Source organism: Tomitella biformata AHU 1821 (assembly GCF_000524475.1).
In the GTDB taxonomy this organism is placed as follows: domain Bacteria; phylum Actinomycetota; class Actinomycetes; order Mycobacteriales; family Mycobacteriaceae; genus Tomitella; species Tomitella biformata.
Window position 1 is genome coordinate 357,881 of sequence record NZ_BAVQ01000003.1, and the last position, 19,655, is coordinate 377,535.

A 19,655-nucleotide genomic window follows, 5' to 3' on the forward strand; every position below is an offset into this window, starting at 1 on the left:
AGCTAGCGCCCGCAACCGATCCGGTTGCGGGCGCTGGCTTTTGTCTAGAGTCGAACCGCGTTAGACGGCGACCGGGCGAACGGCCGCGGACATCACGCGGACGGCACTCACGAGGCCGTCGATCAGGTCCTGCTGCTTGAACGAGGCGAGCGCGGCGGACACGCCGAGCTGCGCGACACGATCGTTGAAGCGGGTCCCGAGGGCATCGCCGCCGAGGATCTCAATCTGCTTCTCGTTGGGCGAGACCGCGATCAACACCGTGCGCGCCGGGTCCGGCAGCGTCGAGTGCATCTCGCGCGCGGCGTCCGCGGGGTCGCCGCTGATCTCACCGATGTAGATCGTCCACAGGATGCCGGTGCGACGGGTCGCCTCGGTCAGCGCGTGGTCCATGCGCACCCGGTCCTCCATGGAGAACGGGGACTTGTCATAGGGCTCGTCGCCCGGGTGGGACACACCGGACACGCGACCGCTGGCGGTCACCACGAAGCCGAGAGGCAGCGTCTCCTGCCGGACGGGCACGAAGACCGCCTGATCACCAATTGCCACTTGCTGCTCCTCCACTAGTGCCTGCCGCGATTGCATGCGCGCCAGTGTGGGCCCGCCACGGGGCCTCGTCGACTGCGCCCCACCAGATCGGCTCCTCGTCCCACGGCTCGCCAAGCTTGTGCAGCCTCAGCGCGGGCACGCGGGCCGCCATCGCGAACCCGCCGATGACAGCAAGGATCAACAGCGGTGCGCCTGCATAGATCAGCAATGTCTCCCAAATGGTCACATGAAGACGTTAACCCACCGGCCCTCGATTGTGGTAGCGGAGTCCCCATCCCGGGAGTTTTAGGCCGCGCCCTCGCCCAGATAGGGCAGCCACTGAGGGTCCGGCGCCACGGCCCCCGCCAGTAGGCCGAAGTGCCGTCCACGCGGGGCGCTCGGCGCGGCCGGCAGCCGCCAGCCGAGCTCTTCGAGCAGCCGGTCCGCCTTCCGCCTGTTGCAGGGTCCGCAGCAGGCCACGCAGTTCTCCCAGCCATGGCCACCACCGCGGCTGCGCGGGACCACGTGGTCGATGGTGTCCGCCCGCGCCCCGCAGTACACGCAGCGGTGGCGGTCGCGGCCCATTAACCCAGCCCGCGTCATAGGCGCACGGGCCCGGAACGGGACATGCACGTAGACGCACAGCTGGATCACGGACGGCGCGGGCACCACGCGATGCTCGGAGTGCAGCAGCCGACCCTCGGCCTCCCCCGCCACTAATTCCGCCTTCCCGCCCACCAGCAGCACGACGGCACGGTGGAAGGCGACGGCCCCCAGCGGCTCCCAACTGGCATTGAGGAGCAGCACCCGCCGACGGCCCGAGGCCGTCTGAGCCGGGTGCGCACCTGTCCGCGGGTCGACGCGGTTGCCGTTATTTCCCATCAGATACTCCCAGCGGCATTATTGCCGAAGATGGGCCTGTTCGTCAGCGCTTCCGCGCCCGTCGGTCGGCGACGACGGACGACCAGGCATTATGGGGGCATGAGCGAATCACAGGTGCCGTCGACTTTCTACGACGAGATCGGCGGGGCGCCCACCTTCCAGGCGCTGGTCCACCGCTTCTACCAAGAGGTCGCCAAGGACGAGATCCTCAAGCCGATGTACCCCGAGGACGACCTCGTGGGTGCGGAGCGACGCCTCCGGATGTTCCTGGAGCAGTACTGGGGCGGCCCGCAAACCTATAACGACGAGCGCGGGCACCCGCGACTGCGGATGCGGCACGTGCACTACTCCATCGGCCCGATCGAGCGCGACGCGTGGCTGCGGTGCATGCAGGTGGCGCTGGCCAGCATCGACGACCAGACGATCGACGCCCCGCACCGCCAGGCGTTCATGAATTACATCAACATGGCCGCCGAGTCCCTTATGAACGCGCCGCTCTAGCTAGCTGATCAGCAGCGGTATCTCGCCGCCCACGCGCAGGCACACAGAGCCGTAGCGGGCGTCTAGTCGCAGCCAGGAGCGGGTGGCGCGCACGCGCACCGGCTCGTCGGCCGCGACCTTGGCCAGATCGACCTGGCCGGTCGCCGAGTCTTGGGCCGCGCCGGGTATGAAGCCCATCGCGGTGAGCGCGAACAGGCTCCGCAGCGGCACCTCCACCTGGTGTCCCCCGCCGTCCACTTCCAGCACGATCTGGTCCAGCAGCGAGCGCGGCGGGCCGGTGACGGTGCTGTTCTCCCGGGCCAGCTCCGCGCCCTGCGCCGAGAGCTCGACGAGGGTCCGGGCGGGGACGTCGTCGACGTGCTCGAAGCCATGCTCCGGTGGCAGCGAGCCCCGCCAGGAGGCGTCCATCGGGAAGCCCGGATCCACCCTGCCCCCCTCGGTTTTCGCCTGGAGCGCGGCGAGCAGGTGCTCGGCCCCCACGCAGAAGTCGGCGGGCTGGATCTGCGCGTCGAACACGCGGCCCGCGAGGGTGTCGAACCCGGAGGTGGTGGTCCACGCCGCGAGGGCCCCGTCCGCGCGGCGCTTGAACCGCACCAGCGCGTCCGGGTCCACCCGCACGGCGTGGCCGAGGAATACGGCCAGGTCGGCGCGCGCCGCCTCGCTGGGCACGTGCAGGAACCTGTCGTCAATCACGGCTGTACTCCTTCAGATAGGCCTTCTCGTCCGCGGTGAGCCGGCGCAGGCCCTGTGTCTCCACGTCGAACGCGGCGAGCTGCGCGCGGCTGACCACGGCGGCGGGCGTCGACTCGTCCTGGCCCGCCGCCCGGATCTCCGCGATGATCGTGAAGTCCGCGGCCCGCACCCGGGTCGTGTGCTGGACCACGTGCAGCGGGTTGTCCTCGTACACCAGCTGCCCGCGGTACTTCACGTTGAGCTCCACGATAAACATGCCGGAGCGCAGCCCGTCCGTCGGCCGGTCGGGGCCGAACAGGAACGGGATGCGCGCCTCCTCCAGGAGGGTGATCGCGGCGGCGTGGTTGATGTGCTGGAACGAGTCCATATCCGACCACCGCGCTCGGACTTCCTGCCGGTGTCCCACCTGCATCGATCATCCCCTCCTGGAGTTCTTGCCGTGCCAAGGTCTAGCTCGCCGTGTGGCTGCCCACGTGGATCATGCTGCGGAACTGTCGTGCGGCCACGGACAGGGTCGCCAGGTCCTGATTTCCCAGCGCCATGATGTCCGTCAACGCCGCGCGGGCCCGGCTCAGCCGCGCCTCGTTGTGCTGTTCCCAGTCCCTGATCTTCTGCTCGGCGGAGTCGGCGGCGGCGGCGGACTCCAGCACGTCGATGCACAGTGCGCGCATCGCCGCGTAGAGGTCCTCACGCAGCGTCAACCGCGCCAGCGCATGCCAGCGGTCGCCGCGATCCAATCGGGACACGGCCACCAGCAGAGCATCGAGCTGCAGGTGCCCGGACAGCGCGAAGTACAGTCGCGCCACCGCCTCCGCATCCCGGTTGGTCACATCGGCGATGGTGCAGATATCGAGCAGCGGGAACCGGTCCAGCAGCCCGAAGACCGTCGTGGCGAGCGCCGCCGGGGCGCCCTTCTCGACGGCGGCGTCCACATTGCCCTGCACCCGGGCGCGGCCCGAGCCGATCACCAGCTCGGGGACCAGGTCCGCGAGCGTGGCGACGGTCTCCGTGAACCGCGATGTCTCCGCCGCGATGGCGAGGGGCTGCGGCCGGTTGGTCAGGAACCAGCGCGAGGCCCGGTCCAGCAACCTGCGCGTCTCCATCTTCATCTCGTCGGCCATCGTCGAGGAGATGTCCGCGGAGTCGATCTCGGCCCACACGTCGTTGATCAGGAAGATCTCCGAGACCGCGGCGAAGGCGCGCACCGAGTCCTCGGCGCTGACCCCGGCGAGCTCGCGGAGCCGGAACGCATACGTGATGCCGCCGCCGTCGACGACCTGGTTGGTCAGGACTGTCGCCAGGATCTCCCGACGCAGCGGGTGGTCGGCGATGACATCGGCGAAGCGCTCGCGCAGCGGGGTTGGGAAGTACTCGGGCAGGTGGCCGGAAAGGGCCGCGATGTCCGGCACATCGCCGTCGAGCAGGAGGCCCTTCATCGTCAGCTTCACATGCGCCAGGAGCACGGACAGCTCCGGCGAGGTGATACCGAGGCCCGCGGCCTCGCGCCGGTTGAACTCCGCCTCCGACGGGAGCCCCTCGAGCTCGCGGTTGAGCCCGTGCTCGCGCTCAAGCTCGATGATCAGCCGCTCGTGGACCCGCATCATCGACGTGGAGCGCGCGCGCTCGACGCCGAGGACCCGGTTCTGGCTGCGGTTGTCGGCGAGTACCAGGTCGGAGACCTCCTCGGTCATCGACGCGAGCAGCTCGTCGCGCTTGCCGCGCTCGAGCTGTCCTGCCCCGATGGCGTGCTCAAGCAGGATCTTGATGTTGACCTCGCGGTCGGAGCTGTCGACGCCGGCCGAGTTGTCGATGGCATCGGTGTTGATCTTGCGGCCCTCGAGCGCGAACTCGATGCGGCCGAGCTGGGTCACGCCCAGGTTGCCGCCCTCGCCGATCACGCGAACGCGCATGTCGCGCCCATCCACCCGGACGCCGTCGTTGGCCTTGTCGCCGACCTCGGCGTGAGTCTCGCTGTGCGCCTTGATGTAGGTGCCGATGCCGCCGTTCCAGAACAGGTCGACGGGCGCGCGGAGCACCGCCCGCATCAGCTCGGGCGCGGAGAGCTCGAGGACGCCGTCGGCCAAGCCCAGCGCGGTGCGCATCTGGGGGCTGATCGGGATCGATTTGAGCGAGCGGTCCCACACGCCGCCGCCCTTGCTGATCAGGCGCGTGTCGTAGTCCGCCCAGGACGAGCGGGGCAGGTCATACAGGCGCTGGCGCTCGACGAAGCCGCTGCGCGCGTTGGGGTCTGGGTCGATGAAGATGTGCCGGTGGTCGAAGGCCGCGACGAGCCGGGTGTGCTCGCTGCGCAGCATGCCATTGCCGAACACGTCGCCGCTCATGTCTCCTACGCCGACGGCGGTGAACTCCTGCGTCTGGGTGTCCAGACCCAGCTCCCAGAAGTGGCGCTTGACGGACTCCCACGCGCCGCGGGCCGTGATGGCCATCTGCTTGTGGTCGTAGCCGCTGGAGCCGCCCGACGCGAAGGCGTCGGCCAGCCAGAAATCGTAGTCCTCGGAGACGCCGTTCGCGATGTCCGAGAACGCGGCGGTGCCCTTGTCCGCGGCCACCACCAGGTAGGTGTCGTCGCCGTCGCGGCGCACCACGCGCGCTGGCGGGACGACCTCGCCGGTGCCGCGCGCGAGGTTGTCGGTGACGTCCAGCAGCCCCGCGATGAACTTGCGGTAGCAGTGCACGCCCTCGTTGCGGAACGCGTCGCGGTCCGCCGCCTCGTCGCCGGTGGGCACGGGCGCCTTCTTCACCACGAAGCCACCCTTGGCGCCGAGCGGCACGATGACGGCGTTCTTCACGGCCTGCGCCTTGACCAGGCCCAGCACCTCCGTGCGGAAGTCCTCCAACCGGTCGGACCAGCGCAGCCCGCCGCGAGCGACCTTGCCGAAGCGCAGGTGCACACCCTCGATGCGGGGCGAGTACACGTAGATCTCATATAGCGGCCGCGGCTCGGGGAGCTCGGGGATCTCCTGGGCGGCGAGCTTGAGGGAGAGTTGCGAGCGAGACTCGCCGTTCTCGTCGAGCATGAAATAGTTGGTGCGCACCGTTCCCCGGATCAGGTGCAGGTACGCGCGCAGGACGCGGTCGGTGTCGATGCTGATGATCGACTTGAGCTCTGCGGCGATCTCGGCCGCGATCTCGTCGGCCCGCGCCGCGTCCGCGGACACGTCGAGGTCCGGATCGAACTGGGCGTGGAATAGCTCGCTGAGCGAGGCCACCACCTGCGGGTTGGAGCACAGCACGTTCTGGATATGCGTCTGGCTATAGGCGAAGCCGGCCTGCCGCAGGTACTTCCCGTATGCGCGCAGCACCATGGCCTGGCGCCAGGTCAGCCCGGCGCGCATAACCAGTTCATTGAAGCGGTCAGTCTCGGCGCGGCGTTCCCAGACGGCGACGAAGTTCTCAATGAACCGCTCGCCGACCTCGCCCATCGGCGTGATGTCGGTGCGCTCACGCAGGTCCGGCACGACGGTGATCGCGAACGAGTAGACCCAGCAGCGGGTGCCGTCCGGACGGGTGAGCGGGTAGGGCCGCTCGAAGATGACGTCGACGCCGAGGCTCTGCAGCACCGGCAGCACCTGGCTCAGGGAGATGCCCTCGTCGGCGATGTACATCATGAAGCGCCACTGGCCCTCGCGCCCGCGGGGATCGCGACGCCAGGCGACCTCCATGTCGTGCGCCGCGAGCGCCTCCAGCCGGACGATGTCCTCCAGCGCGTCGTCCGCGATGAAGTCCTCTTTATAGGAGTCCGGGAAGGCCTTGCCGTACTGGGTGATCAGCGCCCGCTGGATGCCGTGCTCGACGGTGCGCGCGGCCTCCGCCAGGGAGTCGTCCCAGCTGCGGGTCTGCTCGGTGAGCAGGTCTTGGATGCGGACCCGGTTCTCTTCGCTGAGGTCGGGGGCTTGGTCGTTGTCCCACGCGTTGGGGGTCTGCACCGTGTAGTGCACCATCGCCAGCGAGGACTCGCTGACGCGCGCGTTGTACTCCGCGCTGATGCCGCCGAGCTCCGCTACGAGGATCGCGCGCATACGCAGGCGCACAGCCGTGGTGTAGCGGTCGCGGGGCAGGTAGACCAGGGCCGAGACGAAGCGGCCGTTGCGGTCTGCGCGCAGGAACAGCCGGACGCCGCGGTTGATGCCGAGCGAGAGGACCTCGTTGACGATGTTCAGCAGCGCGGTGGTGCCGGTCGCGAACATCTCGGTGCGCGGGTAGGACTCGATGATCTCCAGGACGGACTGGCCGCTGTAGCTGTCGGCGGAATAGCCGGAGCGTTCGAGCACCTGGTGTGTGCGACGGCTGAGCACCGGGATGTCGAAGACGCTGCGGTGCAGCGAGGTCACGGTGAACACGCCGAGGAAGCGGTGCTCGCCGATCTGCCGGTTCTGCTCGTCAAAGATGCGGATCGCCACGTAGAAGGGGTGCACCGCGTGCAGCGCGAGGGCGGAGGACTGCCCCTGCGTGAGCATCAGCAGGCGCGTGGCGCTGGACTCGTCGGCGGCGTGTAGCCGGAAGCGACGGTCTGCCATCTCGCCGGAGTGCAGCACGCCGAGGCCGCTGGCGTCGACGGCCGATTGCTCGGTGGTCAGCCCGCCGTCGCGGTCCGCGGCGACCTCGGTGACGCGGTAGCGGCGGTAGCCGAGGATCGCGAGGTTCCCATCGGCCATCCAGCGCAGCAGCTCCGCGCACTCGGCGGCCTCGTCGCCAGTCGCGACACCGATGCCGTTGCCGGCGTCGAGGTCGGCCGCGATGGCGGTCATCTTTGCGCGCATCGCGGTGGTGTCGTCCACCACCCAGCTGATGTCGGCGAGCAGCTCGCGGACGCGCAGCTCCAGCTGTGGCAGCAGGGCGCGCGGGGTGCCGGTCAACTCGAGATGGATCCAAGACTCGGGGATGCCCTGGGCGGCCTCGGCGACGTCGCCGATCTCGCCGTGGATCCGGCCGAGCTGGCCGTCCTCGTCGCGCTCGACGAGGAGGATCGGGTGCACGATGTGGTCTACACCGATACCGCTGCTGCCGAGCAGTGCGGTGAGGGACTCGACCAGGAACGGCGCGTCGTCGGTCACGACCTGCAGGATGGACGCCGTCTCGATGTAGTCGCCCACGTTCGGGAGGGGGCCGACCTTCGCGGAGGAGCTGACGGCCGAGTCATAGGAGACGACCTTTTGCCCATTGCCGGTCTCGTCGGTCCAGATGCGCACGAGCGCGGAGCCCGGGGTGCGGACGGCCGCCAACGCGCTGTGGGTGGCGGCGAGCTCGTCGGCCCGCTTGCCCTGCGTGGAGCGGCGCCCGTGGGTCTGCGTTTGTCGATACAGCCGGGCCAACGCCCGGGCCCCAAACTCGGGCGAGACGTTCGCGCCAGTGTGACCGTCGACCTGCTCTGCCATATTCCAAACCCTCCGCCGCAGCGCGCACGTGCGCCTGCATCGATCTTGCATCTGCAAAAACAGCCTGCGACCCGAGGCTATGTGGCCGTCGGGTCGCAGGCGTTAAAACTCCCGGCAATCAAGATTGCGCGGACGCCGTGGCCCACAGTGCGCGGGCCATGCTCAAGATCACACGGCTACGAGGTTCTCCCCCAACAGCTTTCGCGCGCCATCGGGCAGCGGGATCGCCTTACCGGCCTCGAGGTCCACCAGGACGATCACCGAATTCAAGGTGGCGTACAGCACGCCGTCTAGGCCCAGAATCCGCTGGCGCATCGTGAAGGAGGTGTTCCCGATCTTGGTGACCGCGACCTCCACATTGATCGTCTTGGCCGAGTAAAGCAGCGAGCGCTCAAAGTCGACCTCCACGCGCCGCACCACCACCGAGCCGACTCTGATCCCGGCGTCCGCCCACCGCCCGAAGTAGCGCAGCCGTGCCTCTTGCGCGTACTCCAGGTAGTAGACATTGTTGATGTGGCCGAGGACATCGCAATCGCCCCAGCGCAGCTGTATCTCGCAGTCGTATACGGACATGTGCGTCAGCTCCGGGTGAGCTTGCGGTGCGAGGAGCGGTTCGGGCGCGACGGGTCGATGCCCAGGCGCTCGGTCTTGTTCTCCTCGTAGGCCTCGAAGTTGCCCTCGAACCAGTACCACTTGCCGGCCTCATGATCGCCCTCCCACGCCAGGATGTGGGTACAGGTGCGGTCCAGGAACCAACGGTCGTGCGAGATCACGACGGCGCAGCCCGGGAACTGCTCGAGTGCGTTCTCCAGCGAGCCGAGGGTCTCGATGTCGAGGTCGTTTGTCGGCTCATCAAGCAGGATCAGGTTGCCGCCCTCTTTCAGGGTCAGCGCTAGGTTCAGGCGGTTGCGCTCGCCACCGGAGAGCACTCCCGCCGGCTTCTGCTGGTCCGGGCCCTTGAACCCGAACGCGCTCACGTAGGCGCGCGAGGGCATCTCGTTCTGGCCCACCTGGATGAAGTCCAAGCCGTCCGAGACGATCTGGAAGACCGACTTCTTCGGGTCGAGGTTCTCGCGGTTCTGGTCGACGTAGCTCAGCTTGACCGTCTCGCCGACCTTGACAACGCCGCTGTCCGGCTCCTCGAGCCCGACGATGGTCTTGAACAGCGTGGTCTTGCCCACGCCGTTGGGGCCGATGACGCCGACGATGCCGTTGCGCGGCAGCGTGAACGAGAGGTCCTTAATCAGCTCGCGGTCGCCGAAGCCCTTATGCAGGCCCTCCACCTCCACGACAACACTGCCCAGTCGCGGCGGCGTTGGAATCTGGATCTCCTCGAAGTCCAGCTTCTGCAACTTATCGGCCTCGGCGGCCATCTCCTCGTAGCGGGCCAGACGCGACTTGCTCTTCGCCTGGCGGGCCTTGGCGCCGGAGCGCACCCAGGCCAGCTCGTCCTTGAGCCGCTTCTGCAGCTTCTGGTCCTTCTTGCCCTGCACCTCGAGGCGTTCGGCCTTCTTCTCCAGGTAGGTGGAGTAGTTGCCCTCGTACGGGTGCAGCTGGCCGCGGTCGACCTCGCAAATCCACTGCGCGACGTGGTCCAGGAAGTACCGGTCGTGTGTGACCGCCAGGACGGCGCCCTTGTAGTCGGCGAGGTGCTGCTCGAGCCAGAGCACGCTCTCCGCGTCAAGGTGGTTTGTGGGCTCATCGAGGAGCAGCAGGTCAGGCGTGCTCAGCAGCAGCTTGCACAGCGCGACGCGGCGGCGCTCACCTCCGGAGAGGTGGGTGACGGGCGATTCCGGCGGCGGGCAGCGCAGCGCCGCCATGGCCTGCTCAAGCTGCGAGTCCATGTCCCACGCGTCGGCGTGGTCCAGCTCCTCCTGCAGCGCGCCCATCTCTTCCATGAGCTCGTCTGTGTAGTCGGTGGCCATCAGCTCGGCGACCTCGTTGAAGCGGTCGAGCTTGACCTTGATCTCGCCCATCCCCTCCTCGACGTTGCCGCGGACGGTCTTCTCCTCGTTGAGGTGGGGCTCCTGCATCAGGATGCCGACCGTGGCGCTCGGGTCCAGGAACGCCTCGCCGTTGCTCGGCTGGTCCAGCCCGGCCATGATCTTGAGGATGCTCGACTTGCCGGCGCCGTTGGGGCCGACGACGCCGATCTTCGCGCCTGGGTAGAAGCTCATCGTGACGTCGTCAAGGATGACCTTGTCCCCGTGCGCCTTGCGCACCTTCTTCATCGTGTAAATAAACTCAGCCACTGACAAACTCCCAGTTCTCGACTATCCGCGCACGTCTAACCGGGCTCGCGCCCAAGGTCCAACCCGTCACCCTACCGCCTAGGCCCCAGAACGCTCCCGAGTGCGCCCGTGACCATGGGATTCGCACACGGGAACGTCCGGTGACGGGCCAGGCCGATCACGCTGGCGCAGGCTCCAACCCGTCGATCTCCGCGACCTCCGCGGGCTCCGCCTCCGGCTCGGTGGGGTCGGGCTCCGGACCGAGGCCGCCGGGACCGTCGGCCGTCGACTGCTCGGCCACCGCGGCCTCCTCGTCCGCGGTTGGCCCCACCTTGGCGGCCTTCTGGATCTGGCAGATGCAGCGTGCGAGGTCCGGGCCGATGGCGATAGCCCGCATCTCCAGGTCGCTGCGCGCGGTGCCGTCCTTCGCGGTGTACTGGCTGCTGCTCATTTGGCCGTGCACGATTACCGGCGAGCCCATGCCGATGGCCGCGCCGACCCCCACCACGAGCCGCCGCCAGCAGCTCACCGTCAGGTACAGCGTGCTGCCGTCCTGCCAAGTGTCAGAGCCCGGCGACCGATATCGCACCGTGCTGGCCATCCGGAAGCTGATGACCTCCTCACCGCCCTGCGTGGACCTGCGTCGCGGCTGGGTGATCACCGTGCCGATCACCGTCGAATATGTCTCGTACATGTCATGCCGTCCCCTCGGTCGTTCCCGCCTGGGCGGGAGCCGGCGGCGTGCGTGCCGCCTGGAGAGAACGATGCCGGGGGCCACGGAGCGCAAGCCCCTAATTCGGGCTAGTTTCGGGACTCCTGTGGAGAGCGGGCCAAATGTGGAGAACCAGCGCTTTACGCGCTGGTTCTCCAGAGAATTGTCGGTGCCACGTGCTAGCCGCGGTTCCTCTGCTCCTCGGCATCGCGACGGGCCAGTTCCTGGAACATGCGGTTGTGTGCCACGAGCTCCTCATCGTGGTCGCGCAGCGCCCGCCGATCGTGTTGCTTGGCCTCGCGGTCGTCCGCGCGGAACCACTGCACGGCCAGCGCGGTCATGATCAGCAGCAGTGGCAGCTCGCCGGCCGCCCAGGTGATGCCGCCGCCGGTCTTCTGGTCGGCGAGGAGATCCGGCACCCACGGCAGGGCCAGGCGGTTGTAGAACTCCAGGCCCATCACGGTGTCCGTCATCATCAGCGCGATGCCGAAGAACGCATGCAGGGGCAGCGTCGCCATGACGATGCCCAGTCGCGTCACTGGGGCGAGCTTGCGCGGGGCCGGGTCCAGGCCCAGCACGATCCAGTAGAACAGGTAGCCGCTGAGTAGGAAGTGGACGTTCATCAGCACGTGCCCGGTGTGCATCGGCACGATGATGTTGTAAATCCCGCCTAGGTACAGCCCGTAGAACCCGCCCACGAACAGCGTCGCCGCGACCACCGGATGGGTGATGAACTTGGAGAACTTGCTCTGCAGCCCGATCAGCAGCCACTCGCGGGGCCCGGGGATCCCGTTCTTGCCTGCGGGCCTGAGCGCGCGCAGCGCGAGCGTGATCGGCGTGCCGAGCACGAACAGCACCGGCACCAGCATCGACAGCGCCATGTGCGCGCCCATGTGGACAGAGAACATCGCCGTCATGTATTTGCCGACGCCCGAGGAGGTGGTGATCAGCAGGGCTGCGCACCCCAGGCCCCAGGAGATTGTGCGGCCCATTTTCCAGGCGTCGCCGCGCTGACGCAGACGCCGCACGCCCAGCAGGTAGACGACGAACAGCACGATGGCGGCGGTGCCGAAGATCAGGTCGAAGCGCCACTCGAACATCATCTTGCCGAGGGTGAACGGGCCGTTCAGGTCGTAGCCGAGGGCCATCGCGGTGTCCGAGGGGACCGCTGCCCCCTGCTCTGGCGTCGGGGTGGGGGCCGCGCCGAGCGCGACGGCCAGGCCGAAGGTCGCCGCGAACACAATCGCCTCGACGCTCGCGAGGCGGATCAACGGGCCACGCGCGGTCGGGTCGTCCTGCAGTGCACGGACCGAGCTGCGCCGCTGCAGGTAGCCGATGATGCCCAACACCAGCAGCGCCGCGACCTTGCCGACGATGAGGAGTCCGTAGGTGGTGGTGAACAGGGCTCCCAGCGGCACCCGCACCAGGGCATTGACGATGCCGCTGAGCGCGACCACGACGAACGCGACCGTCGCCATGTGGGAGTAGCGCCGGATCACCACATCCGAGTAAGCCCCGCGGCGGCGCGCGTGCGCGAGCACCGCGAACAGCCCGCCCGCCCATAGCGAGGCCCCCACGAGGTGGAAGGCCAAGGAGTTGACGCCGTAGTCGTGCCCGCCGCCCGCAGCCGCATGGCCGGTGATGGCCAGCGGCAGGATCGAGAGGATGCTCCCGGCCAGCAGGAACGGCACCCAACCCCAGCGCAGCACAAGGCGGCTGAACACCGCGACGAGGATCGCAATGATTGCGACGGCCAGCCACGCGCCGGACTTATTGACCTGCTCCAGGCCATCGAGCGCGTTCGCGGGCTGCATCGCCTCGCTGATCTTCATGCCCGAGGCTGCCGAGAGCTCCATCGGCACCATCACCAGGGCGATCGCCGCCCAAATCGCCGACGCGGTCGAAGCCATCCGCACCGCCCGATACCCGTCGACGTCTAGGACACCGGACTTTTGCGGCGGCACCAGGAACGCCGCCAGCAGCAGGGAGCCGACGGCAACGACGGCGACGATCTCGCCCGCCGCCCGCAGGAACGGCAACCCCCGGTTCGTGATCTCGCCGGGGTCGGAGACGCCGAGCTGGGTCAAGGCCTCCGTCATCGACAGCCCCGCGAGCGCGACGGCGACGATGCCGGCGATCAGCGCACACAGGAAGAAGATTGCGGAGGTGCTCGAATCGCCGCGGCTGACCGGGGAACGGTCGGGCTCGGCGGTCTGCGGGGAAGCAAGGTCGGACGTGGCCATGCGTACTAGGGTAGGCGGCGCCCATCGCGGCGACTCAGGAAGGTGACGCACCTAATCAACACTTCGCGCGCAGAGCCCCACACGCGCCTAGTACACTGCCAAGTCGGTCCGCCACGCGCTGGCCAAATGCCCTCGTAGCTCAGTTGGATAGAGCAAGAGCCTTCTAATCTCTAGGTCGCAGGTTCGATTCCTGCCGGGGGCACCACCTTTTCACGCAGGTCATACTATGTTTTCAAGAGTTTGACCGACGTGCGGTTCCCTTAGGATTCTTCTCGAGCACTCCTCCGACCTCGGTGGCGCTGGTTTCCCACAACCAGAACGGCCCCGGCCGCGTCAACCTGCAGGATCTCGACGGCGAACTGGTCAAAGACGACACCGACTCCGGCCGCTCGGCGCATTCACAGGCTCTCGCCTCGCGCCCCACAGAGGACGTGAAAACGAAAGCGTGGTCGCTGATCTTCAGTGGCTCGCGGACTACTCTGCCGCGCCGGTTGGTGATCGAGCAGCGTGATCATCTGGCACGGGACCTCCGGGCGCAGAGGTGCAACGAGCGGTAGGTGCACACGCATTGGCGGTCTACCCGTTGGCTCCGTCACCGCCGTCCTGCGTCGATCCCGACCGGCCAGCCTCTGCCGGAGTCTGCTGGCGCCGAACCAGCAGCGGCGCCAGCAGGTAGAACATGCCCATCGCGACGCAGACCGCCAGCGTCAGGTAAGGCGTCACGAGGCCCATGACTCCGGCGACCAGGTACGTCGGTGGTGCGACGGCACTGCGTAACAGGATCGAGCGCCGGTCAGCACCCGTCAGCGGCTCGCGAAGCAGGTGCGGACGACGCAACAGCAGGTGCCATTGCAGTCCGGCGAACACCGAGGAGGTCACCAGGAACGACCCGGCGTAGACGACGGCAGCGAGGTGACCACCGCTGGGTGCGTCGAGGTAGCTCGCCATGAGCGAGGTGGTGAACGGCAGCACCACGATGCACAACAGGAGCAGCAGGTTTAATACGAGGATCGAATGATCCACGCCCACAAGACGTCGCAGCATCGTGTGGTGGTTGGTCCACATGATGCCGATCGCGACGAAGGAGATGACATAGGCCACGTAGTTGGGCCACAGGTCGATTAGTCGGTGCCCGAGGCTGCCGGTGTCATCGGGCGCCGGCACCTGTAGGTCGAGGACCAGCAGGGTGATGGCGACCGCGATGACACCGTCGGAGAACGCTTCGATCCTGCTCTTGTCGATCGTGTCGGACTGTTCGGCAGCGGCCGAGTATTCGCGGCTCATAGGGTTTCAGCAACCGTCCTGAGCTCAGTAGCTTGTCCACTCCCGCCCGAACCACCGGCGGGCGCGAAGGGTGCCGAAGTCGGCCTTGGCCGCACGCAATGACTGCGACGGTTCGTCGAACGTCCCGGTCGGCGGCTCGCCGCTTCGGAAAGTGACCTCGACCCTGCCGATGCGGTCTTGTCCGAACTCGACGTAGCAGATTCCGGTGCCGTCGTAGGTCGACGCCGAGACCAAGTTCCTATGGCGGGCGATCAGCCGATCGGCCACGACAGCGGCCTGGCGCTCGGAGAACACGCCGGCCTTGGGGGTGCCGACGCTGGTGACATCACCCACCGCATACACGTTGGGGTAGTGCGTCTCGAGCGTCAGCGGGTCGACCGGGATCCAGCCGTCGACGCACATCCCGGACTCGGCCACGACCGAGGGCACCCGATGCACGGGCACACCCAAGAACAGGTCGAAGGGCATCTCGCCGCCATTGGCGAGCACCACGACTCGGCGCTGTGGGTCCAGGCTGCGCACGACGGCATCCGGGCACCAGTTGATCCCGCGCTCGGCGAACGCTGCGAGCAGCGCCTGTGACGCCGCCGGGGACGGTGGGACCGGGCTGCCGAGCGGCATCACCAGGGCAATCTCACTGGACTCGCGCAGGCCGCGGCCGACCAAGTAATCATGCAGCATCAACGCAGTCTCGCTCGGCGCGGGCGGGCACTTGAACGGCGTCGACGTCACGCCGATGATCACGCGACCGCCGCCGAAGGATTCCAGCACCTCCCGTGCCGCGAACGCGCCTTCCGGCGTGTAGTAGTCGTGTCCGGCCTCCGCCAGTCCCGGCGTCGCCGCAGGATCGAGATCGGCGCCGAGTGCCACCACCATCACGTCCGCCTCGAAGCGCCCGGCGTCGGTCTCCACCGCGCGATTGACGGGATCTATGGCACGGATGACGCTCTGGACGAACCGTACGCCCGGCTTGACCATGTCGCCGTAGGAGTGGTGCACCGCGTCGGCGGTGGTGCGCCCGAACATGACGTCGAGCTTCGAGAAGCCCATCACGAATCCATCGGCCTGGTCTATCAGCACGATGTCCGCCTCGTCGCCCAACTCGTCCGACAGCAGGGTCGTCAGTTCCAGTCCGCCGAAACCCGCGCCTAGCACAAGAACTCGCATGGGCACTCCGCTCCTATGGGCTTCCACAAGACGGCGGGGTCGCGCCGACCGGGCAACGCAGTATGTCGGACAATACTCCCTGTTACCGCCTGTGGGAGGCAGAATCCTCCCGCGACCCATCTCAGGTTCCCGTGGGTACGAGTGGTTCCCGACCATGAGCAGGCCGTGGGGCAGCTCGTAGTGGGTGATTCGCCTGGCGGCCACAACGGAAGAACCACCGAACACTCCAGCCAAGCACGCGACATTCTCCATCGAGCACACCTACCCGGGTCCGCCCAGCCAGGCATTCGCCGCCAGGGCGGACCCGGCGGTCAAGGCACGCTGGTTCGCCAGCCTCGTGACCGAGAACAAGCAGGACGACGGCCCGGACTTCACGTTCGCAGCGACCCACCAGGACATCGCGGCGGACGCCCGCATCGTCTACCGAGTACGGGGTGTTCCTCGACGGGCTCGAGCAACCGGACTGGCGGGGAGGCCGGCACCCGGGACTGGCTCGACAAGCTCACTGCGGAACTGGCCAGGACCGCACATTAGAGCCACCAACTACACATGGCGTTGCGGAGCCCAATCCCATGGCTCCGCAACGCCAATCCAGTCCCTGGCTCACACAAGCTGGCCAGGAAGGTCAGTCGCGATGATCCGTCGGGCCTCCGCCAGGATCGCCCCCTCCACCTCATCGCAGCTCGCGATCTCGTGGATCAACCCCTGCGCCTGGCTGCCCACCACGGGCCGCCCTCGACGTTGCCGTTCTCGTAGACCTCCTCCCCGCCGCGCTTCCCGTTGGCCAGGTGGGCGATGTCGTCGACGGTGGCCCCGGGCCGGCTCGAGACCTCGGCGATCTCCTCGGAGACCGAGTTTCGCGCCACGCGGGCGGAGTTATTGAACTCCCGGAAGACCATGACGGTGTCCCTCTCGGTGTTCTCCACGATCTGGCGCTTGACGTTCTCGTGGATGGGGGCCTCGGTCGTGGCCATGAACTGGGTGCCCATGTTCACCGCGGACGCGCCGAGCGCAAGGGCCGCGACGAGGCCGGAGCCGGTGGAGATGCCGCCGCTGGCGATGATTGGGATGGGTGAGTGCGGTGAGGAAGCCGAGCACGCCGGCGTTGGCGACGGCGGCGATCAGGTCGGCGGTGCCCACGGCGGTCATGCCGCCGCACACGATGGGGTGCTCGATGCCGAAGGTCTTGGTAAAGCTGGTGGTGAACATGGAATTGCTTTTTCAGTCAGGCGAAGGGCAGTTGGAACGCGCGGATGGCGTTCTCGCGCAGGAACGCGGGACGCCCTCTCCGACTATGACGTCGCCTAGGTGAACCTCGCGCTCGACGGGCCCGACGCGGCCGCCACCGCGCTCGACTCGCTGCGCCGCGCCCAGCGTCTCGTCGACGATCCTGACGGTGCCCGGTGCTCGGCGTGGGCGATTCCCACTAGCGGGCTGCCCCTGCGGACCGCCGGATAGTAGAGCCTGTCCTCGATCTGCATGTGGATATCCAGCTCGAACTTCACCTGGTCGACAAGTCCCCGGTGCTCAGACGATCCGGCAGTCGTCTCATCGAGCTGGTCGGTCAGCGCGCGCAGAAGGCGGTGCTGCCCGGCGAGCACCTCATTGGCGTTGCTAGCCCTCATAGTCGCTGACCTCTCTAGGGTTCTGACCGCACCCCCGGACGTCGACGAACTTCTATCTGACCATCGCGCTCGCGGACGTCATGACAAGGCAGCGGCGCGCTTGCCGGCCCGCGAGTTGCGGCGCCAGAGTCCAATTCAAAGCAGGACCCGTGCCAGGGGCACACCAGATCCCCGCGATAGAGCCAACCGTCAACCATCGGAGCACCGAGATGCGGGCACCGCTCGCCGAGGGCATACGTCTGAGTTTCGTTGCGGACCAGGACCATTCCCACACCGGCTGCGACAACTCCGCGTGGTTGGCCCTGCTCGAGCTCAACTATGGGAAGCACAGGGACGGACCGAGTTCGTTGGTTGAGTGGTCAACGCCGAGCTGGTGCCGATAGACGAGGTTTCCCCCTAGAAAGCTGCCAGCCACAGTAAGCCCGTAGCCCATGAGGCTCAGCGCCCGCGCCCGCCCGTGGCGGTCCATAAGACGGTCCCGCAGGGAAGCCGCTCACAGCGCCAGCGCTGTGCGGTTGACAAGTCCGTGGACCAATCCCGCCCGCCGCATCTCGTCGTGGGTGTACTGCCAATCCGTCAGGCCTGTGACCGCCGCGCCAGCGCTGCCAAGAACCCCGACAGCTACCGCGACCTGGGCACCCTCGCGGAACCCGAAGTGGTAGGGGGCCAGCGCGTCCGCGGCGTCGAGGGCCAGTGCCACCGTCCACGAGCCGACCGGCAGCGCCGCCAGCACAGGGCGCACGGGATGTCCGACCGGGGTCCCGTTCAATAGGCTTTGCACCGGTCTCCCCGCCCCGCCCAGCATGTTGAACGATAGCGCCATCACATGTTCGAGGCGGTAGCTCGGCCGGTCGAGCCACTCCAGTCTTTCGCTGGCCCGAGTCGCCGGCTCCACGAGGTCCCGGAGCTCAAAACTGCGCTTGTGCGCACTCATGAATGAAGCCTACGCCCGAAGAATGCCTGCCACGCGGTCTCGACCGGGGCGTTTCGGACACGGTCGTACGGGGTAGCCGATAAGCCCAACAGCGTGAGCACACCGGAGGCGCACTTGCCCAGACGCGAGCACGAGATGCGCCAGCACGGGTCCGTCGCGCCGGACCTGGGTGCCGCGATGTTCGCGCCCCAGGTGCTGCGCGAGTACGCGCTGCTCGCCGACGGCGAGCGCGGGGCGCTCGTCGGCTCGCAGGGCGAGTGCGCGTGGATGTGCGCGCCGCACTGGGACTCCCCCGCGGTCTTCGCCGCGCTGATCGGTGGTCCCGGCGGCTATGCGGTCACACCGACGGCGCGCTTCGTGTGGGGCGGCTACTACGAGGATGGGACGCTGATCTGGCACAGCCGGTGGGTCACCGACGACGGCATCGTCGAGTGCCGGGAGGCGCTCGCGTTCCCCGGCGATCCGCATCGGGCGGTGCTGCTGCGCCGCGTCCTCGCCGTCGAGGGCGACGCGCGGGTCCGCATTGCCCTCGACGTACGCACGGGCTTTGGCCGCTATCAGATGTCCGACGTCAAGTGCGACGATGGCGTCTGGTCCGCGCGCTCGGGGCCGCTGCGGCTGCGGTGGGCGGGCGCTCCCGGCGCCGAACGCACGGACGCCGGGACGCTCGAGCAAACGATCACGGTCCCTGCGGGCAGCAGCCACGACCTGGTCCTCGAAGTCTCGGAGCAGAAGCTGCCGGGATTGGCGTCGGCCGAGATGTTGTGGGGCGAGACTGAGCATGCCTGGTCGGCGGTGGTTCCCGACATCGGGGCGCCCGCGGCGCCGGCCGATGCGCGGCACGCGTACGCCGTCCTGCGGGGGCTTACCAGTGCTAGCGGCGGGATGGTCGCCGCGGCGACCATGTCCCTGCCCGAGCGGGCCGAGCAGGGACGCAACTACGACTACCGCTATGTGTGGATCCGCGACCAGTGCTACACCGGGCAGGCCATCGCGGCGAGCGGCCCGCACCCGTTGCTCGACGACGCGGTCCGCTTCGTCGCCGACCGGCTGCTTGAGGACGGCCCCGACCTGCGCCCCGCCTATACCGCCAGCGGAGGCCGGGTGCCCAGTGAGGAGGCGCTCACGCTGCCCGGGTATCCCGGCGGTGCCGTGAAGACCGGGAACTGGGTCAACGGGCAGTTCCAGCTCGACGCGTTCGGCGAGTCGCTGCTACTTCTGAGCGCGGCGGGGCGGCAGGAGCGGCTTGAAACGCGGCATTGGCGGGCGATCGGGCAGGCGGCGCAGGGCATCGAACGGAGGTGGACCGAGCCCGACGCCGGGGTGTGGGAGCTGCACGACGGACACTGGGCGCACTCCCGGTTGATCTGCGCGGCCGGCCTGCGCGGCGCGGCGGGGATCGCGCCGCGGCGGGGATCGCGCCGCGGCGGGGATCGCGCCGCGGCGGGGATCGCGCCGCGGC

General features: G+C 68.1%; 18 protein-coding genes, 1 tRNA gene and 1 pseudogene. 4 read left to right on the forward strand and 16 right to left on the reverse strand.

What is annotated here, in order from left to right:
• Window positions 1-60: 60 nt before the first annotated feature.
• Genes TBIF_RS02690 through TBIF_RS02700 form a run of 3 tightly spaced genes read right to left on the reverse strand, consistent with a single transcriptional unit; the run spans window position 61 to window position 1,407 of the window.
• Window positions 61-546, reverse strand: a complete 486-nt coding sequence (locus tag TBIF_RS02690; protein ID WP_024793333.1) for a DUF5130 family protein — start codon at window positions 544-546, stop codon at window positions 61-63.
• The gene (ctaJ, locus tag TBIF_RS25225; RefSeq protein ID WP_024793334.1) at window positions 533-772 is read right to left on the reverse strand and encodes an aa3-type cytochrome oxidase subunit CtaJ; all 240 of its coding nucleotides are present in this window, start codon (window positions 770-772) and stop codon (window positions 533-535) included. The genes TBIF_RS02690 and ctaJ overlap by 14 nt, the downstream gene beginning before the upstream one ends.
• A 59-nt stretch (window positions 773-831) precedes the next feature.
• A complete protein-coding gene (locus TBIF_RS02700; RefSeq protein WP_024793335.1) occupies window positions 832-1,407 on the reverse strand; it encodes an HNH endonuclease in 576 nt (191 codons plus the stop codon).
• 99 nt (window positions 1,408-1,506) lie between these two features.
• Here TBIF_RS02700 and TBIF_RS02705 point away from each other — a divergent pair, with 99 nt between their 5' ends.
• A complete protein-coding gene (locus TBIF_RS02705; protein WP_038169424.1) occupies window positions 1,507-1,908 on the forward strand; it encodes a globin in 402 nt (133 codons plus the stop codon).
• Here the strand turns inward: TBIF_RS02705 and TBIF_RS02710 are convergent, their stop codons facing one another.
• The 7 genes from TBIF_RS02710 to TBIF_RS02740 form a co-directional block, all read right to left on the reverse strand.
• The gene (locus TBIF_RS02710) at window positions 1,909-2,598 is read right to left on the reverse strand and encodes a DUF8185 domain-containing protein (RefSeq protein WP_024793337.1); all 690 of its coding nucleotides are present in this window, start codon (window positions 2,596-2,598) and stop codon (window positions 1,909-1,911) included. It lies immediately after the preceding gene.
• A complete protein-coding gene (locus TBIF_RS02715) occupies window positions 2,594-3,013 on the reverse strand; it encodes an acyl-CoA thioesterase (RefSeq protein WP_024793338.1) in 420 nt (139 codons plus the stop codon). Before TBIF_RS02715 ends, TBIF_RS02710 begins: the two co-directional genes overlap by 5 nt.
• Window positions 3,014-3,050: 37 nt before the next feature.
• Window positions 3,051-7,997, reverse strand: a complete 4,947-nt coding sequence (locus TBIF_RS02720) for an NAD-glutamate dehydrogenase (protein WP_024793339.1) — start codon at window positions 7,995-7,997, stop codon at window positions 3,051-3,053.
• 168 nt (window positions 7,998-8,165) lie between these two features.
• Complete coding sequence (locus tag TBIF_RS02725; RefSeq protein WP_024793340.1) at window positions 8,166-8,570, reverse strand: acyl-CoA thioesterase; 405 nt, start codon at window positions 8,568-8,570, stop codon at window positions 8,166-8,168.
• 5 nt (window positions 8,571-8,575) lie between these two features.
• Window positions 8,576-10,249, reverse strand: coding sequence for an energy-dependent translational throttle protein EttA (ettA, locus tag TBIF_RS02730; protein WP_024793341.1), 1,674 nt, complete (start codon window positions 10,247-10,249; stop codon window positions 8,576-8,578).
• Window positions 10,250-10,406: 157 nt separating this feature from the next.
• Window positions 10,407-10,922: a single-stranded DNA-binding protein gene (locus TBIF_RS22720; protein ID WP_024793342.1), complete on the reverse strand. Its 516-nt coding sequence runs from the start codon at window positions 10,920-10,922 to the stop codon at window positions 10,407-10,409.
• Between the two features lie 197 nt (window positions 10,923-11,119).
• Window positions 11,120-13,183 (reverse strand): bifunctional copper resistance protein CopD/cytochrome c oxidase assembly protein, encoded by a 2,064-nt coding sequence (locus tag TBIF_RS02740; protein ID WP_024793343.1) that lies wholly within the window; start codon window positions 13,181-13,183, stop codon window positions 11,120-11,122.
• Window positions 13,184-13,311: 128 nt separating this feature from the next.
• Here TBIF_RS02740 and TBIF_RS02745 point away from each other — a divergent pair.
• A tRNA-Arg gene (locus tag TBIF_RS02745) sits at window positions 13,312-13,388 on the forward strand.
• Between the two features lie 88 nt (window positions 13,389-13,476).
• A complete protein-coding gene (locus tag TBIF_RS02750) occupies window positions 13,477-13,740 on the forward strand; it encodes a hypothetical protein (protein WP_024793344.1) in 264 nt (87 codons plus the stop codon).
• A gap of 19 nt (window positions 13,741-13,759) precedes the next feature.
• Here the strand turns inward: TBIF_RS02750 and TBIF_RS22725 are convergent, their stop codons facing one another.
• The 6 genes and pseudogenes from TBIF_RS22725 to TBIF_RS26095 all read right to left on the reverse strand — a co-directional run bounded on the left by TBIF_RS22725 (window position 13,760) and on the right by TBIF_RS26095 (window position 18,193).
• Window positions 13,760-14,467: a TMEM175 family protein gene (locus TBIF_RS22725; RefSeq protein ID WP_024793345.1), complete on the reverse strand. Its 708-nt coding sequence runs from the start codon at window positions 14,465-14,467 to the stop codon at window positions 13,760-13,762.
• A 24-nt stretch (window positions 14,468-14,491) separates the two neighbouring features.
• Complete coding sequence (locus tag TBIF_RS02760; RefSeq protein ID WP_038169427.1) at window positions 14,492-15,634, reverse strand: NAD(P)/FAD-dependent oxidoreductase; 1,143 nt, start codon at window positions 15,632-15,634, stop codon at window positions 14,492-14,494.
• 603 nt (window positions 15,635-16,237) lie between these two features.
• A pseudogene (locus tag TBIF_RS24740) lies at window positions 16,238-16,843 on the reverse strand (NAD(P)H-dependent flavin oxidoreductase).
• Window positions 16,844-16,938: 95 nt separating this feature from the next.
• Window positions 16,939-17,259, reverse strand: coding sequence for a hemerythrin domain-containing protein (locus TBIF_RS22735; RefSeq protein ID WP_084611492.1), 321 nt, complete (start codon window positions 17,257-17,259; stop codon window positions 16,939-16,941).
• A 14-nt stretch (window positions 17,260-17,273) separates the two neighbouring features.
• Window positions 17,274-17,588, reverse strand: a complete 315-nt coding sequence (locus tag TBIF_RS26090) for a Rieske 2Fe-2S domain-containing protein (RefSeq protein WP_369385326.1) — start codon at window positions 17,586-17,588, stop codon at window positions 17,274-17,276.
• 164 nt (window positions 17,589-17,752) lie between these two features.
• Complete coding sequence (locus tag TBIF_RS26095; RefSeq protein WP_235174446.1) at window positions 17,753-18,193, reverse strand: DUF2231 domain-containing protein; 441 nt, start codon at window positions 18,191-18,193, stop codon at window positions 17,753-17,755.
• Between the two features lie 135 nt (window positions 18,194-18,328).
• Between TBIF_RS26095 and TBIF_RS02790 the strand changes: the two genes are divergently transcribed.
• On the forward strand, window positions 18,329-19,655 hold a 1,327-nt coding region (locus TBIF_RS02790; RefSeq protein WP_024793348.1), incomplete at its 3' end, for a glycoside hydrolase family 15 protein.